The following is a 15,518-nucleotide window of genomic DNA, read 5'->3' as shown; positions in this document are numbered from 1 at the left end:
CGCCCGAACCGGCGCGTGCGGCCCCACCGCGTCACCGGTGGGGGTGGGGGTGCGCGCCGGAGTCCGTTATCTGTCCACGCGCACGGCGGCCCCCGCGAGTTCGTCGGAGAGGCGGCGCACATCGGCGTCGACCATGATCCGGGCCAGCTCCCGGGCGCGTACGGCAGGTTTCCAGCCCAGCAGCTGTCCGGCCTTCGAGGCGTCCCCGATCAGCGCGTCCACCTCGCTGGGCCGCTCGTACTTCGCGTCGTAGCGGACGTACTCGCGCCAGTCGAGGCCCGCGTGCTCGAAGGCGTACTCCAGGAACTGCCGGACGCTGACCCCCTCCCCGGTGGCCACCACGTAGTCGTCCGGGGTGTCGCACTGGAGCATGCGCCACATCGCGTCCACGTACTCGGGGGCGTAGCCCCAGTCGCGCACCGCGTCCAGGTTGCCCAGATGCAGCCGGGACTGGAGCCCCGCCTTGATCCGGGCCACGCCACGGGTGATCTTCCGGGTCACGAAGGTCTCCCCGCGCCGGGGCGACTCATGGTTGAACAGGATGCCGTTCACCGCGAACATCCCGTACGCCTCGCGGTAGTTGACCGTCGCCCAGTACGAGTACACCTTGGCGACGCTGTACGGGCTGCGCGGGTGGAAGGGCGTCTGCTCGTTCTGCGGGGGCGGGCTCGCGCCGAACATCTCCGAGGAGGACGCCTGGTAGATCCGGGTGTCGATGCCACTGGCCCGTACCGCCTCCAGGAGCCGGATCGTGCCGAGGCCGGTCACATCCCCGGTGTACAGCGGCGCGTCGAAGGAGACCCGCACATGCGACTGGGCGCCCAGGTTGTACACCTCGTCGGGCCGGATGTCCCGCAACAGGTTCACCAGCGCGACCCCGTCGGCCAGGTCCGCGTGATGCAGCACGAAGGACCGGTGCTCCTGCTCCGGGCCCTGGTAGATGTGGTCGATCCGCTCCGTGTTGAAACTGGACGAGCGGCGGATCAGGCCGTGGACCGTGTATCCCTTCTGGAGCAGCAGCTCCGAGAGGTACGAACCGTCCTGTCCGGTCACCCCGGTGATGAGCGCGGTCTTCGCCACGTTTCCCCCTTCTGCGGTCGCCCGTAAGGCAGTTGGTCATGGAATGTCAAGGTCTGAGGGATCCGGTACAAAACATCACCGTTTCGCCCGGCTGCTGGCACAATCCGAAAACATGACGACTGATCTCCCCGGCCCTCTCCGGGAACGAGTCCCCTCCCTGCTACGCCCCGGCGCCCGCGTGTTCGTCGCCGGTCACCGGGGCCTGGTCGGGTCGGCGGTGGTCCGCCGCCTCACCGCCGACGGCCACGAGGTGATCACCCGCGGCCGCGACCTCCTCGACCTCCGGGACGGTGAGCGCACCGCCGCCTTCCTGCGCGGCATACGCCCGGACGCCGTGGTGCTGGCCGCCGCCCGGGTCGGCGGGATCATGGCCAACAGCACGTATCCGGTGCAGTTCATCGAGGACAACCTGCGCATCCAGCTGAGCGTGATCGCGGGCGCGCACGCGGCGGGCACCGAGCGCCTGCTCTTCCTCGGCTCGTCCTGCATCTACCCGAAGCACGCCCCGCAGCCGATCCCCGAGAGCGCCCTGCTCACCGGGGAGCTGGAACCCACCAACGAGGCGTACGCGCTGGCGAAGATCGCCGGCATCGTGCAGACGCAGTCCTACCGCCGCCAGTACGGCGCCTCCTACATCAGCGCCATGCCGACCAACCTCTACGGCCCCGGCGACAGCTTCGACCTGGAGACCTCGCACGTCCTGCCCGCCCTGATCCGCCGCTTCCACGAGGCCCGCGAGTCGGGCGCACCGGCCCTTACGCTCTGGGGGTCCGGAAACCCCCGGCGCGAGTTCCTGCACGTGGACGACCTCGCCGCCGCCTGCGTACTCCTGCTGGAGCGCTACGACGACGACGCACCGGTCAACGTCGGCTGCGGCGACGACCTCACCATCCGTGAACTCGCTTCCATCGTCGGTGAGGTGACGGCCTATCGGGGTGACATCCGCTGGGACACCGGGAAGCCCGACGGCACCCCGCGCAAACTCCTGGACGTGTCCCGGCTGACCGCCCTCGGCTTCGCGCCGCGCATCCCCCTGAAGGAGGGCATCGCGGAGACGTACTCCTGGTGGCTCCGGCAGCAGGCCGCGTAGCCACCCCCGCCCGGCCGGGCGGCCCGGTCCCGTCCACGACGGGCGGACCACCCGGCCCCTCTTCCCGGTGCTCATCGGCCCCCGCACTCAGTACGCCCCGCGGCCGTCGGTGACGGCACGCAGTGTCCGGGCCATGAGCCCCATGTCCGTGGCCACCGACCAGTTGTCGACGTACCAGAGGTCCAGCGACACCGTCTCCTGCCACGAGAGATCGGACCGGCCGCTGACCTGCCACAGCCCCGTCAGCCCCGGCTTCACCGCGAGCCTGCGCAACTCCCGTTCGTCGTACCGGGACACCTCGTCCGGCAGCGGCGGACGAGGGCCGACCAGGGACATGTCACCCTTGAGCACGTTGATGAGCTGGGGCAGTTCGTCCAGCGACGAGCGGCGCAGCAGACGGCCGAGCCGGGTCACCCGGGGATCCCGGCGCATCTTGAACATCGGGCCGTCGTTCTCGTTGGCCTCGGCGAGCCGCGCCTTGTGCCGCTCGGCGTCCACCACCATCGTGCGGAACTTCCACATGACGAACGGGTGGTTGTGCTGCCCCTGGCGGACCTGCCGGTGGAAGACCGGACCCGCCGAGGTGAGCCGGACCGCCACCGCGATCAGCAGCAGCAACGGAGACAGGGCGACCAGCCCGCAGGCGGCACCCGCCCGGTCCACCGCCGCCTTCAGGACCGGCTGGAGCCCCCGGCGCAGCGGCGGCACGATGTGCAGCAGGGTGAGCCCGGCCGCCGACGAGGGCCTGATCCGGTCCGCCGCGGTCTCCGAGAGGTGGGAGAGCACCGACACCTCCAGGCCGCCGTCGTGCAGTCCCCAGGTCAGCCGCCGCAACCGCTCCTCGGCGAGCCCCGGCCCCGGGACCACCAGCGCCAGGTCCGCCTCGTGCGCGAAGGCCGCGCCCAGCACCGTCGAGGCGTCGTCCCCCGCAGGCGCCGGAGCCAGCCGCCCCGGCACCGGGACCTCGCAGCTCAGCGCCGCCGCGCCCACCGGCAGCGCGGCCACGACCAGATAGCCGTGGTCCTCCCGCGAGGTGAGCAGCCGCACCGCCCGGTCCACCCCCGCGGCCTCGCCGACCACCAGTACCCGGCGCGCCGTCCGGCGCCTCCCGGACCAGGCCAGCCGACGTGCCCACGAGGTGCCCGCCCCGGCCAGGAGCCCGGGGATCAGCGCGACCACGGCCGCCGCCGGGTCGATCGGCGCGTCGAGGACGGTCCACAGCACCGCCAGCACACCGATGAGCAGTAACCAGTCCCCGGGCGTGGTCAGCGCCCCGGGCGGGCGGCCCGGCACACGTAAGACGTAACGTCCCCGCGCGGCCCGGACCCCGCACCACACGAGGGTGGCCGCGAGCGCCCCGGCCAGGGCCTCGGGCTGCCCTCCGGCGCGGAGCACCAGCCAGGCGGGCAGGCCCAGTCCGGCGGACTCGGCACACACCACCAGGGGCAGCAGGCCCGGGCGCCTGCCGGGCGCCCCGGCGCCGCGTTCGTACGGTACGTGCGGGAGCTGCCGCGGCCGGCCGATGTCCTGGCCGCGCGGCATTCCTGAAGAGGTCCGCGGACGTGGCGCTCCCGCCAGTCCCACGGGCCTCGGTATATCGGATTCGGGTAGCTCGACATGCCCCATGAACCCCCCAGTCACAGTCGCATCGCCACAAACGGGGCGCATCCGCCGATCCAGTGGACTGACGGACGCGCCCTCGCTCGGTGCACGATATCCACACACATGGCATTTCGCTGGAGTTCCGGTGAAGTTCAGACAGGCGCGGTGTTCCCGCACTCGTCCCGATCCGTACCGGATCTCTGGTTCTGTGTGCACCTGTTGGTATGTGTGACATGTGCCAAACGGTTGGTGTGCGGATATGTACCTCGGTCGCCAACTACCGTACGTGCTCGTGTGGTTGCGCGGGTGGTATTCGGCCCGCTCGGTTCCGGCCGCCACCGGGAGGTCTGGGAGAATGCGGTGCCGGGAGCACGTGCCCGGCCCTGAGTGGAAGAGGGACGCACGGTGACCCCCGCGGAGAAGAACTGGGCCGGCAACATCACCTTCGGGGCGAAGCGGCTGTGTGTGCCGCGATCCGTCCGCGAACTGCGCGAGACGGTCGCCGCCTCCGACGCGGTCCGCCCCCTGGGCACCCGGCACTCCTTCAACACCGTCGCGGACACCTCGGGCGACCATGTGTCGCTCGCCGGACTCCCGCGCGTCGTGGACATCGACGTCCCGGGCCGGACCGTTTCGCTGACAGCGGGACTCCGCTTCGGCGAGTTCGCCGCCGAACTCCACGAGCGCGGTCTCGCCCTGGCCAACCTGGGCTCGCTCCCGCACATCTCGGCCGCCGGAGCCATCGCGACCGGCACCCACGGCTCCGGCGTGGGCAACCGGTCACTGGCGGGCTCGGTGCGCGCGCTCACCCTGGTGACGGCCGACGGGGAGACGCGCACCCTGCGGCGCACCGACGAGGACTTCGCGGGCGCGGTGGTCTCCCTCGGCGCCCTCGGCGTGGTGACCTCGCTGGACCTGGAGCTGGTGCCCGCCTTCGAGGTGCGTCAGTGGGTGTACGAGGAGCTGCCCGAGGCCACACTCACCGCCCGCTTCGACGAGGTGATGTCCGCCGCCTACAGCGTCAGCGTCTTCACCGACTGGCGTCCCGGCCCGGTCGGCCAGGTCTGGCTGAAGCAGCGGGTGGGCGACGAGGGAACCACGGCCGCGATGCCCGCCGAGTGGCTCGGCGCCCGGCTCGCCGACGGCCCCCGGCACCCGATCCCCGGGGTGCCCGCCGGGAACTGCACCGCACAGCAGGGTGTGCCCGGCCCCTGGCACGAGCGGCTGCCGCACTTCCGGATGGAGTTCACCCCGAGCAACGGCGACGAGCTCCAGTCGGAGTACTTCGTGGCCCGCGCGGACGCCGTCGCCGCCTACGAGGCCCTGGCCCGGCTGCGGGACCGGATCACCCCGGTGCTCCAGATCTCCGAGCTCCGCACCGTCGCCGCCGACGACCTGTGGCTGAGCCCCGCCCACGGCCGGGACTCGGTGGCCTTCCACTTCACCTGGGTCCCGGACGCGGCGGCCGTCGCCCCGGTGGCCGCGGCGATCGAGGAGGCCCTGGCCCCGTTCGGCGCCCGCCCGCACTGGGGCAAGGTCTTCTCCACGGACCCGGAGGTGCTGCGCACGCTGTACCCGCGCTACGCGGACTTCGAGGCGCTGACGCGCCGCTACGACCCGGAGGGCACCTTCCGCAACGCGTTCCTGGACCGGTACTTCCGCCGCTGATCGGCGGGCTCAGCGGCTGCCGCGTTCGTCCTCGGCCCGGGACGGCCAGGCGGCGGCCGAGCGGCCCGGGGCGAGCTGGTCGACCACCTCGGCCAGCTCCTCGCAGGCGCGCTCGATGCGGTGCCGGATGTTCTGCTGCTCCGTGACGATGGCGGCCAGCAGGAGCGAGGTGAGGGCGACGGCCCCGTTCAGCACCGTGAGGTTGATCATCACTTCCACCATGGTGTGCCCCGCGAACGGTCCGTCCCGGTCCGTCCCCGCCACGATCGCCAGGACGGACACCAGCAGGGCGCACGGCGCGCTGCCCGCGAGCCGGAAGCGCAGGGCGGCCCAGATGACGATCGGGAACACCAGATAGAGCATCGACAGCGAGCTCCGGGTGGCGACCAGCGTCCCGGCGACCGCGACCGCCAGCAGCGCCAGGGCCTCCGCCCAGCGGTCCGTGAGCCGGGGGAGCCGCACCCGGTCGAGCACCAGCACGACCGGCGTGACCACCAGGACGCCCATGGCGTCACCGGCCCACCACGCCGCCCAGACGGACCAGAAGTGATCGGCGGGCAGCTTGCCGTCCACCACGAGCATCGTCGTCCCGGCGGTCGCACCGACCACCATGGCGGCCATCGCCCCGAGGAACACCAGGACGACGCCGTCGCGCAGCCGGTCCAGCTCCCGGCGGAAACCGGTCCGCCGCAGCAGCGCGTACGCGCACAGCGGTGCGAGCGTGTTGCCCGCCGCGACCACGAGCGTGGACGGCGTCACCGTACCGCCCAGCATGCCGACGACGACCAGCGAGCCGACGGCGATCCCGGGCCACACGCGTAACCCGAAGTACAGCAGGCAGCCCAGCGCGATCCCGGTCGGCGGCCACAGCGGTGTCACCACCGCGCCGTGGACGGTCACCTCCCGCAGCAGGCCCAGGCGGGCCGCCCCGTAGTAGGCGGCGGCGACGCCCACGACACGCAGGACCGCCACCAGGTGCCGGCGGTTCCGCTCGCTGTGGATCACGCCTCTCATGAGACACCGGCCCCGGGGCGGACGCCGGTCTGACACGCACGGGCGGCCCGGGTCCGCCGCACCCTCAGCCGGAGCCGGGGCACCCGTGGCGCAGGACGAGCACCGCCGCGTCGTCCTGGTGCCCGGTCCGCTCGGCCGAGCCCATGACCGCGTCGGCCAGCGCGTCCGCATCCCCGGTCACGCGGGAGCGTACGAGCCGCACCACCTCGTCCAGCCCTTCGTCCAGGGAGTACGAGGGCCCTTCGACCACCCCGTCGGTGAGCAGGACGAACGCCCCCTCGCCGTCCAGCGAGCGCGTCGTGACCGGGTACTCCTCGCCCGGCTGCACCCCGAGCGGCAGCCCGCCCTCGTCCTCCGTGGTGCCGGCCCGGCCGTCGGCGGTGGCCCAGACGGCGGCCACATGACCGGCCCGGGCGCTGCGCAGCTCCCGGGTGACCGGGTCGAGACGTACGAAGGTGCAGGTGGCGAGCAGTCCGGTGTCGGCGGCGAGCAACAGGTCGTTGGTGCGGCTCATGACCTCGCCCGGGTCGTCCGCCGTCAGTGCGAGGGCCCGCATCGCGATCCGGGTCTGGCCCATGAAGGCGGCGGCCTCCACGTCGTGCCCCTGGACGTCCCCGATGGCGAACGCGAGCGCCCCGTCGGGGAGCACGAACCCGTCGTACCAGTCGCCGCCGATGTCCAGGCCGCTGCGCGCGGGGGTGTACCGGGCGGCGGTCCGCAGGCCCGGCGGCGAGGGCAGGTCGGGGGGCAGCATCTCCCGCTGGAGCGCCTCGGCCAGCTCCACCCGGGCCTGGTGCAGCTCCACCTCGCGGCGGGCCCGGGAGGTGAGGTCGTGCAGGGTGGTGAGCAGTTCGTCGGAGCTGGCCGACCGGGAAGGACGACGCCGGTTCATGGGCCGCTCCGCGGGACGGGGGTTGGCGGGCCGGGCCCCTGCATCCTATTTCGGCGGCGGACGGGGCGCAGGCCGGGCGGGCGGCGGCGGCCGGTTGGGTGGATGCTGGGAGTGGACCCGTGCGTCGGCCCGCGCCCGCCGGCCGGTGCGGGCCGGGAGGTATGCGATGAACCGCACGCTGGAATGGACGGTGCGCGTCGAGCTCTCCGAGGAGAGCGGGACGACCAAAGCGGAAGCGGTGCTGGACACCGGCACCGCGAGGCTCACCGGGCAGGGGATCGCCCGGCTGAGCCCCCAGGACCCCGACGTCCCCACGATCGGCGACGAGGTCGCGGCGAGCCGGGCCATGCACGACGTCGCAGGACAGCTGATGAGCGTGGCCGACCGCGCCATCGGCGAAGCCGGCGCCGGCCGGCCGGACGGCCCGGTCCCACCGCCCTACGCCTGGTCGGACGCCACGGCCTGAGCGCAAGGGGACCGCACCTCGCCCGGCGTTCGAGGGAACATCCGTACGCCCGTCCCGGTGGTAACGGAACGGGCGTTCAACAGGGCTCGCGGTCTGTTTGTTACGCACTCCCAGGCCAGGCGCGCGCGGCCGCCGACGGCCCGCCCGGCCGCGTCGCCCGCACGGTGGACCCCGTCAACCCGGCGTCGTACGGCTGGTTGCAGCGGTCAGGAATTGACAGGTACCCGTACCTTTCCCTCAATGTCGACTACACCCGTCTGTGACGGAAATGTCCGTACTTTGTAACAGGCCCCGATGCGGTTCCCGCACGGCCCCCGCCAGGTCCAAGGTGTGGCTCCCGGCACGACGCCGGGAACGGAAAACCGCCCGGACCCACCGGTCCGGGCCCGCACCTGAGGGGTCTTCATGTCCCGTTCCGCACGGCGGATCACCGCCGCCGTCCTCGCTTCCGGCGCACTGGTCGCCGCCGCCGCCCTCCCGGCGGTCGCCGACGGCCGTGACCACGGCCGGGGCCACCACGCCCCGCGCCCGACCGTCGTCCTGGGCAAGATCCAGTACGACAGCCCCGGTCGCGACAACGGCTCCAACCGGAGCCTGAACGGTGAGTGGGTCACCGTCACCAACACCGGGCGGCAGACGGTGAACCTGCGCGGCTGGACGCTCAGCGACGAGAGCCACCGCACGTACAAGTTCGACCTGCGCCTGCCCGGCCGCTCCTCCGTGCGCGTGCACACCGGCGTCGGCCGCGACACCCGCCACGACGTCTACCAGGACCGGCGCAGCTACGTCTGGGACAACAGCGACACGGCCACCCTGCGCGACGCGCACGGCCACAAGGTCGACTCCAAGTCCTGGGGGCACCGCCACCACGGTCCCCGCCGCTGACCCACCGGCGGCGGCCCGCTGGACCCGTGCCGCCGCCCGTGGCCTCTCCTCGCGGCGCACCCCGGCCCTCCCGGCCGGGGTGCGCCGCACCCGTATGCCCGTCAGGAGTCCCCGTCCCGGATCTCCTGCTCCGTCCACAGCGCCTTGCCGTTCGTGCTGTAGCGGGTGCCCCAGTGGTTGGCGAGCTGCGACACGATGAACAGCCCGCGCCCGCCCTCGTCCACCGTCCGCGCATGCCGCAGATGCGGGGCCACCGGGCTGGTGTCGTGCACCTCGCAGGTCAGCGCGCGGTCGAGGAGCAGCCGCAGTTGCAGGGGCGGCGTCCCGTAGCGGACCGCGTTCGTGATCAGCTCGCTGACGATCAGCTCGGTCGCCTCGATGGTGTCCTCGTCGAGCTCCCAGCCCTCCAGCCGGTCCCGGACCAGGGTGCGGGCGACCGCCGGAGTGGTCCGGTCGTGGGCCAGCTCCCAGGTCGCCACCCGGTCCGGCGGCACCACGCCCGTCCGGGCGAGCAGCAGCGCCGCCCCGTCCGGATCGGCCTCGGCCGGCAGGTTGTACACGATCGCGTCGCACAGGTCCCGCAGCCGGCGCTCCGGAAAGGCCAGCGCCTCCCGCACCCGCTCCACCGACCGCTCCTCCGGCAGCAGCGAACCGGTGAGGAACGCCAGCACACTGCCCTCCTCCAGCCGCACCGAACCCGTCGCGAAGGGCGCGCTGTCCGTCGAGAAGAGCGCCGGTCCCTCCGGGACGTCCAGCACCAGCGGGCGCCCGTCCGGCCCGACGGCCACCGGAGCGGGATGCCCGGCCCGGGCCACCGTGCACACCTGCGTGAACGGGTCGTACACCGCGTACAGGCAGCTCGCGGTCAGCGGCTGGCGGTGCAGCGAGTCCCCGGGCGGCAGCGACCGCCGCTCCTCGACCAGCCGGTCCGCCGTGTCGTTGAGCCGGGCCAGCACCTCGTCGGGCTCCAGGTCGAGGCCCGCCAGCGCGTGGATGACGGTGCGCAGCTGCCCCATCGTGATGGCCGTCTGCAGTCCGTGTCCGGCGACATTGCCGATGATGAGCGCCGTCCGGGCGCCGGAGAGCCCGATCGTGTCGAACCAGCATCCGCTGTTGCGCCCCGGCAGCAGGACGTGCGCGGTCTCGATCGCGACCCGGTCGCCCTCGTGCTGGGGGAGCAGCCGGCGCTGGACGGTCGAGGCGATCACGTGCTCGCGGGCGAAGCGCAGCGCGTTCTCGATGCTCAGCGCCGCGTGCGCGGCGGCGTTCAGCGCGAGGGTGAGGTCGCGCTCGTTGTACGGATCACCCCGGTGCCGGAACAGGCTCACCAGGCCGAGGACGGAGCCGTGCAGCTTCAGCGGCGCCACGATCATCGAGTGCGCCCCGGTCGCCTCGATCATCCGGCGCGTCGCCGGGTCGGCGTCCAGCCAGGGCGTGTCCGGGCCCAGCTGGACCAGCCGGGGCCGCAGATCCGTGACGGCGAGGGCGAACGGGGTCGCCTCCGGCAGCCGGCGCAGCTCGCCGACCAGGTTGTCCGACGCCGTCCCCGTGCCCCGGACCGCCGCACGCCGCAGCGGGACGTCCCGGCCCAGCGGGCTCAGCGGCGGATCGGCCCCGCGCAGCACCTCGTCCACCACCTCGACCACGGCCAGGTCGGCGAACGGCGGCACCAGCGCCGACGCCAGCCCCTCGCAGGTCGCCGCCACATCGAGGGAGTGGCCCGCGCCCCGGCGCACCGCCGCCAGCACATCGGCCCGGACATGGGCCTTGTCCCGCTCGTTGACGTCGACCACGGCCGCAAGCAGCCCGAGCGGGCGCCCGTCGTGGGCGTCCAGGCGGTGCAGGGTGACGTTCAGATTGCGGTCGGGGCCGGGAGCCTCGGCGACGCGCCCGCGCACCGCGTAGTTGATCACCGGCGCGCCCGTCTTCAGGACCTGGCGCAGCCGGTGTTCGGCCTCCTCCGGGTCGTCCAGCCGGTAGGCGTCGGTGAAGTGCAGGCCGACGATGTGCTCCGGGTCGACCACCTCGGTCAGGGCATTGACGCGGACCACCCGGAGATCCAGGTCCAGGACGTGCAGACCGACCGCGGACTGGCTGAACAGCGTGTCGAGCAGCGCCCCCGCCATCTCGTCGCCCGGGTCCGCACCTGGGGCCGTGGTACCGGTGTCCGACACGTCGCACCCCCAACGGGCTCCGCCACCCCTGGCGATCGGCAGCTCTCCGGACAGCCTGCGCGCCCCCGCTCCGCGCCCGCCACCGCGCGGAGCCGAACGGGTGAGCGCGTACGGAATGCTCCGGGGCGGCATCCTCATTGCCCGGGGCGGCAACCTTTCCGCGCCCGGCGGCCACTGAGGAGTAGCCCACCCACCCCCACTCCGGAAGGCTCGTACCGTGGCTCTCGCGCATGCCCGCACCGTCCGCAGACGCCGCACCACCCGGACCCGCACCCTGCTCGGCGCCGTCACCGCCGGAATCCTCGCCGCCGCCGGACTGGTCGTCACCGGCCATACCTCGCACGCCGCGACCGCACGCCAGGTGGAGGCGCTGGACCGGGGCGTCGTCAGCGTGCACACCGACTCCGGCAACCTCGTCAGCTGGCGCTGGCTCGCCACCGACCCCGACTCCGTCGCCTTCAACGTCTACCGCGCCGGTACGAAGGTCAACGCCTCGCCCCTCACCGGCTCCACCAACTACTTCCACTCCGGCGCCCCGAACTCCGCCGACTACACCGTGCGCGCGGTGGTCGGCGGCGTCGAACAGGCCGACTCCGTGCACGCGGTCCAGTTCCGCGCCGGCTACAAGGACGTGCCCATCAGCCCGCCCCCGGGCGGCACGACCCCCGACGGTGTCGCCTACACCTACGAGGCCAACGACGCCTCCGTCGGCGACCTCGACGGCGACGGCGCGCTCGACTTCGTACTGAAGTGGCAGCCCACCAACGCCAAGGACAACTCCCAGTCCGGGTACACCGGCAACACCGTCGTGGACGGCATCCGGCTCGACGGCACCCGGCTGTGGCGGATCGACCTGGGCCGCAACATCCGCTCCGGCGCGCACTACACGCAGTTCCAGGTGTACGACTACGACGGCGACGGCCGGGCCGAGGTGGCGATGAAGACCGCCGACGGCAGCGTGGACGGCCGGGGCACCGTGATCGGCAGCGCGTCGGCCGACCACCGCAACTCCTCCGGCTACGTCCTGTCCGGCCCCGAATACCTCACCATGTTCAACGGCCTGACCGGCGCCGCCATGGGGACCGTCGACTACGTGCCGGCACGCGGAACCGTCTCCTCCTGGGGCGACAGCTACGGCAACCGCGTCGACCGCTTCCTCGCCGGCACCGCCTACCTGGACGGCGGCAGGCCCTCTCTGATCATGGCGCGCGGCTACTACACGCGTACGGTGATCGCCGCCTGGGACTGGCGCGGCGGGGCCTTCACCCGGCGCTGGACCTTCGACACCAACAGCTCCACCAACACCGGCCGGGGCTACGACGGACAGGGCAACCACCAGCTGTCGGTGGCCGATGTCGACGGCGACGGCAGGGACGAGATCGTCTACGGCGCCATGGCCGTGGACGACAACGGCAGCTCCCTGTGGACCACGAAGAACGGCCACGGCGACGCCATGCACGTCGGCGACCTTGACCCGGCGCGCCCGGGCCTGGAGGAGTTCAAGGTGGACGAGGACGGCTCGAAGCCCTCGTCCTGGATGGCCGACGCGAAGACGGGGCAGATCATCTGGTCGACGCCCGCCGGTGGTGACAACGGACGCGGTGTCAGCGACGACATCTGGGCAGGCAGTCCGGGCGCCGAGTCCTGGTCGTCGGCCGCCTCCGGGATACGCGACCCGCACGGCACGGTGGTCGCGAGCCGCAAGCCCTCCAGCACCAACTTCCTGGCCTGGTGGGACGGCGACACCACCCGGGAACTGCTGGACGGCACGCACATCGACAAGTACGGCACCTCCGGCGACACCCGCCTGCTGACCGGTGCCTCGGTCCACTCCAACAACGGCACCAAGGCCACCCCGGTCCTCTCCGGCGACCTCCTCGGCGACTGGCGCGAGGAGGTGGTCTGGGCGACGACGAACAACACCGCGCTACGGATCTACTCCACGCCGTACGAGACCACCACCCGGATCACCACCCTGCTCCACGACACCACCTACCGCACCGCACTGGCCTGGCAGAACACCGCGTACAACCAGCCCCCGCACCCCGGTTTCTTCCTCGGCGACGGCATGGCGACCGCCCCGAGGCCGACGGTGTGGACCCCGTGAGCTGAGACCCGTCCTCCCGGTACCGGTACCGGGAGGACGAGCGGGCGCCCCGCCGGGTCAGGCGTCCAGTGCCGCCGAGACCACGGCCTTGGCCTCCTCCTGGACCTGCGTCAGGTGTTCGGCGCCCCGGAAGGACTCCGCGTAGATCTTGTACACGTCCTCCGTGCCGGAGGGCCGGGCCGCGAACCAGGCGTTCTCCGTGGTCACCTTGATCCCGCCGATCGCGGCCCCGTTGCCCGGTGCCGTGGTCAGTACGGCGGTGACCGGCTCACCGGCGAGGGTGTCCGCGGCGACCTGATCGGGGGAGAGGCGGGCCAGCACCGCCTTCTGCTCGCGGTCGGCGGGGGCGTCGATCCGCGCGTAGGCGGGCTCGCCGAAGCGGGCGGTCAGCGCGGCGTAGTGCTGGGACGGGGACTCGCCGGTGACCGCCTGGATCTCGGAGGCCAGCAGGGCGAGCAGGATGCCGTCCTTGTCGGTCGTCCACACCGAGCCGTCCCGGCGCAGGAACGACGCCCCGGCCGACTCCTCGCCGCCGAAGCCCAGCGACCCGTCGGACAGCCCGTCCACGAACCACTTGAAGCCGACCGGCACCTCGACCAGCTCCCGGCCGAGGTCGGCGGCGACCCGGTCGATCATCCCGGAGGACACCAGGGTTTTGCCGACGCCCACCCCGGACGGCCAGTTCTCCCGGTGCGCGTACAGGTAGTTGATGGCCACGGCGAGGTAGTGGTTCGGGTTCATCAGCCCGGCGTCCGGGGTGACGATGCCGTGCCGGTCGGCGTCGGCGTCGTTGCCGGTGGCGATCTGGAAGCGGTCGCGCCGGTCGATCAGCGAGGCCATCGCGTGCGGCGACGAGCAGTCCATCCGGATCTTCCCGTCCCAGTCCAGCGTCATGAACCGCCAGGTGGGATCGGTCAGCGGGTTGACCACGGTGAGGTCGAGCCGGTGCTGCTCGGCGATCCGCCCCCAGTACGCGACCGACGCGCCGCCCAGCGGGTCGGCGCCGATCCGGACACCGGCCTCGCGCACCGCGTCCAGGTCCAGGACGGAGGGCAGATCCGCCACATAGGTACCGAGGAAGTCGTACCTGCCGGTCGTGGCGGCGGCGAGCGCCCGCGTGTACGGCATCCGGCGGACGTCCTTGAGCCCGTTGGCGATGATCTCGTTGGCCCGGTCCTGGATCCAGCCGGTCGCGTCCGACCCCGCCGGACCGCCGTTCGGCGGGTTGTACTTGAACCCGCCGTCGCCCGGCGGATTGTGCGACGGGGTGACCACCACGCCGTCCGCGAAGCCGGAGGAGCGGCCGCGGTTGTACGTCAGGATGGCGTGCGAGACCGCGGGCGTCGGGGTGTACCCGTCCTCCGTGTCGATCAGGACGCGCACGTCGTTGGCGGCGAACACCTCCAGGGCGGTGACCCGGGCCGGCTCCGACAGGGCGTGGGTGTCGGCGCCCAGGAACAGCGGTCCGTCGGTGCCCTGCTGCGCCCGGTACTCGCTGATGGCCTGGCTGGTCGCCGCGATGTGGTCCTCGTTGAACGCGGTGGCCACCGATGAACCACGGTGCCCGGAGGTGCCGAACGCCACCCGCTGGCCGGGCTCGGCCGGATCGGGGTGCAGCGCGTAGTACGCCGTCACCAGCCGTGCCACATCGGTCAGATCCTCGGGGCGCGCCTGCTGTCCGGCTCGTGCGTGCGGCATCTGCCACTCCTCCGTATCGGTCGGTCGGTGCGATGTGCCCGTGCGGTCATTTTCGCCGGTCGTCGCCCTCGGCGGGCGGCCGCCCCGCCGCTCGCACGGCCACCGCCGCCGCGTACCCGCCGGGGACGGCGACATCGGTGACGTCCCAGCCCGGCGGGCCGACCGGGCGCGGGCCGGTGCCGACGTGCTCGCGGGCCAGTCCGCCCGCCAGGCCGGTGCCCTCGCCCTTGAGGTACGCCTCCTTGCGGGTCCACACCCGGGCGAAGGCGGTGGGCCGCTCCTCCGGCGGCAGCTCGGCCAGCTCGGCCGCCTCGGCGGGGTGCAGCTGCGCGGAGACCTCCTGGACCACCCGCGCCTCCGGGACGCGCTCCACGTCCACCCCGACCGGGGCGCCCGCGAACGCCAGCAGCGCGACGCCGCGGGTGTGCGAGAGCGAGAAGTGCGTGCCGCCGCCCGTCGCGGGCCGGCCGTGCGGGCCGTCGCAGGACGGGCAGCGCTCCCGCGTCAGCCGTACGGCCTCCGGAGCGACGCCCTGGCGCGCCCCGAGCAGCAGGCGCAGGGCCAGGTGGGCGGCGGTGTAGCACGCCCGGTCCGCGGGGAAGGCCAGCTTCTCCACCCGGGCGAGCTCCGAGGCGTCGAGGATCTTCGGTGCCAGCAGCAGGGCGGCCTCGGCCGCGCGGTCCGTGTCCACCAGCCACAGGGAGGGGACGCCGGTGCTCCAGGAGGGCGCGGGCCCCCGGTAGCCGTCCTCGGTCAGCGTGAACACATGGGGCTGGTACACCGTTACGTCGTTTCCTCGGCGGGGTCGGGCGCCCCGGGCGGGCACCGGTGGGGCAGGGGCC

12 protein-coding genes are annotated in these 15,518 nt (G+C 73.0%); 5 read left to right on the top strand and 7 right to left on the bottom strand.

The annotated features are described in order from the left end of the window. Nucleotides 1–66: 66 nt before the first annotated feature. On the bottom strand, nucleotides 67–1,080 hold the full coding sequence (gene gmd, locus AMK18_RS31990; RefSeq protein ID WP_073865552.1) for a GDP-mannose 4,6-dehydratase: 1,014 nt from the start codon (nucleotides 1,078–1,080) through the stop codon (nucleotides 67–69). A gap of 112 nt (nucleotides 1,081–1,192) precedes the next feature. Here gmd and AMK18_RS31985 point away from each other — a divergent pair, with 112 nt between their 5' ends. Continuing rightward, nucleotides 1,193–2,170 carry a GDP-L-fucose synthase family protein gene (locus tag AMK18_RS31985; RefSeq protein ID WP_073865551.1) on the top strand — a complete coding sequence of 326 codons (978 nt, stop codon included), beginning with the start codon at nucleotides 1,193–1,195 and terminating at the stop codon, nucleotides 2,168–2,170. 87 nt (nucleotides 2,171–2,257) lie between these two features. Here the strand turns inward: AMK18_RS31985 and AMK18_RS31980 are convergent, their stop codons facing one another. Then, on the bottom strand, nucleotides 2,258–3,712 hold the full coding sequence (locus AMK18_RS31980) for a sugar transferase (RefSeq protein WP_073865550.1): 1,455 nt from the start codon (nucleotides 3,710–3,712) through the stop codon (nucleotides 2,258–2,260). Nucleotides 3,713–4,177: 465 nt separating this feature from the next. Between AMK18_RS31980 and AMK18_RS31975 the strand changes: the two genes are divergently transcribed. Continuing rightward, a complete protein-coding gene (locus tag AMK18_RS31975; RefSeq protein ID WP_073865549.1) occupies nucleotides 4,178–5,440 on the top strand; it encodes a D-arabinono-1,4-lactone oxidase in 1,263 nt (420 codons plus the stop codon). A gap of 9 nt (nucleotides 5,441–5,449) precedes the next feature. Here AMK18_RS31975 and AMK18_RS31970 read toward each other — a convergent pair whose 3' ends face one another. Together AMK18_RS31970 and AMK18_RS31965 are read right to left on the bottom strand one after the other, a co-directional pair. After that, nucleotides 5,450–6,445 carry an MASE1 domain-containing protein gene (locus AMK18_RS31970; protein WP_073865548.1) on the bottom strand — a complete coding sequence of 332 codons (996 nt, stop codon included), beginning with the start codon at nucleotides 6,443–6,445 and terminating at the stop codon, nucleotides 5,450–5,452. 73 nt (nucleotides 6,446–6,518) lie between these two features. After that, on the bottom strand, nucleotides 6,519–7,346 hold the full coding sequence (locus tag AMK18_RS31965; protein ID WP_073865547.1) for a PP2C family protein-serine/threonine phosphatase: 828 nt from the start codon (nucleotides 7,344–7,346) through the stop codon (nucleotides 6,519–6,521). 166 nt (nucleotides 7,347–7,512) lie between these two features. On the opposite strand from AMK18_RS31965, the gene AMK18_RS31960 reads away from it, so the two are divergent. Beyond that, nucleotides 7,513–7,812, top strand: a complete 300-nt coding sequence (locus AMK18_RS31960) for a DUF1876 domain-containing protein (RefSeq protein WP_018102830.1) — start codon at nucleotides 7,513–7,515, stop codon at nucleotides 7,810–7,812. 405 nt (nucleotides 7,813–8,217) lie between these two features. Then, entirely contained in the window at nucleotides 8,218–8,697 is a 480-nt protein-coding gene (locus AMK18_RS31955; RefSeq protein WP_073865546.1) for a lamin tail domain-containing protein, read from the top strand. Between the two features lie 101 nt (nucleotides 8,698–8,798). On the opposite strand, the gene AMK18_RS31950 is transcribed toward AMK18_RS31955, so the two are convergent. Further along, a complete protein-coding gene (locus tag AMK18_RS31950; RefSeq protein ID WP_073865545.1) occupies nucleotides 8,799–10,871 on the bottom strand; it encodes a SpoIIE family protein phosphatase in 2,073 nt (690 codons plus the stop codon). 217 nt (nucleotides 10,872–11,088) lie between these two features. On the opposite strand from AMK18_RS31950, the gene AMK18_RS31945 reads away from it, so the two are divergent. Next, a complete protein-coding gene (locus tag AMK18_RS31945; protein ID WP_073865544.1) occupies nucleotides 11,089–12,978 on the top strand; it encodes a rhamnogalacturonan lyase in 1,890 nt (629 codons plus the stop codon). A 57-nt stretch (nucleotides 12,979–13,035) separates the two neighbouring features. On the opposite strand, the gene pgm is transcribed toward AMK18_RS31945, so the two are convergent. Next, entirely contained in the window at nucleotides 13,036–14,676 is a 1,641-nt protein-coding gene (gene pgm, locus AMK18_RS31940) for a phosphoglucomutase (alpha-D-glucose-1,6-bisphosphate-dependent) (protein ID WP_073865543.1), read from the bottom strand. Between the two features lie 46 nt (nucleotides 14,677–14,722). After that, nucleotides 14,723–15,457, bottom strand: coding sequence for a 4'-phosphopantetheinyl transferase family protein (locus tag AMK18_RS31935; protein WP_073865542.1), 735 nt, complete (start codon nucleotides 15,455–15,457; stop codon nucleotides 14,723–14,725). Between the last annotated feature and the right edge of the window lie 61 nt (nucleotides 15,458–15,518).

The sequence above is a fragment of the Streptomyces sp. CB01249 genome, from assembly GCF_001905735.1.
Lineage (GTDB): Bacteria > Actinomycetota > Actinomycetes > Streptomycetales > Streptomycetaceae > Streptomyces.
The sequence above is the reverse complement of the archived record's forward strand: the minus strand, read 5'-3'. Positions and strand labels throughout refer to the sequence as shown.

What these genes read in the sequence shown, in the direction of transcription:
- AMK18_RS31985 (WP_073865551.1), top strand. Translation starts at nt 1,193, where the DNA reads ATGACGACTGATCTCCCCGGCCCTCTCCGGGAACGAGTCCCCTCCCTG.
- pgm (WP_073865543.1), bottom strand. Translation starts at nt 14,676, where the DNA reads ATGCCGCACGCACGAGCCGGACAGCAGGCGCGCCCCGAGGATCTGACC.
- AMK18_RS31965 (WP_073865547.1), bottom strand. Translation starts at nt 7,346, where the DNA reads ATGAACCGGCGTCGTCCTTCCCGGTCGGCCAGCTCCGACGAACTGCTC.
- AMK18_RS31955 (WP_073865546.1), top strand. Translation starts at nt 8,218, where the DNA reads ATGTCCCGTTCCGCACGGCGGATCACCGCCGCCGTCCTCGCTTCCGGC.
- AMK18_RS31960 (WP_018102830.1), top strand. Translation starts at nt 7,513, where the DNA reads ATGAACCGCACGCTGGAATGGACGGTGCGCGTCGAGCTCTCCGAGGAG.
- AMK18_RS31980 (WP_073865550.1), bottom strand. Translation starts at nt 3,712, where the DNA reads ATGCCGCGCGGCCAGGACATCGGCCGGCCGCGGCAGCTCCCGCACGTA.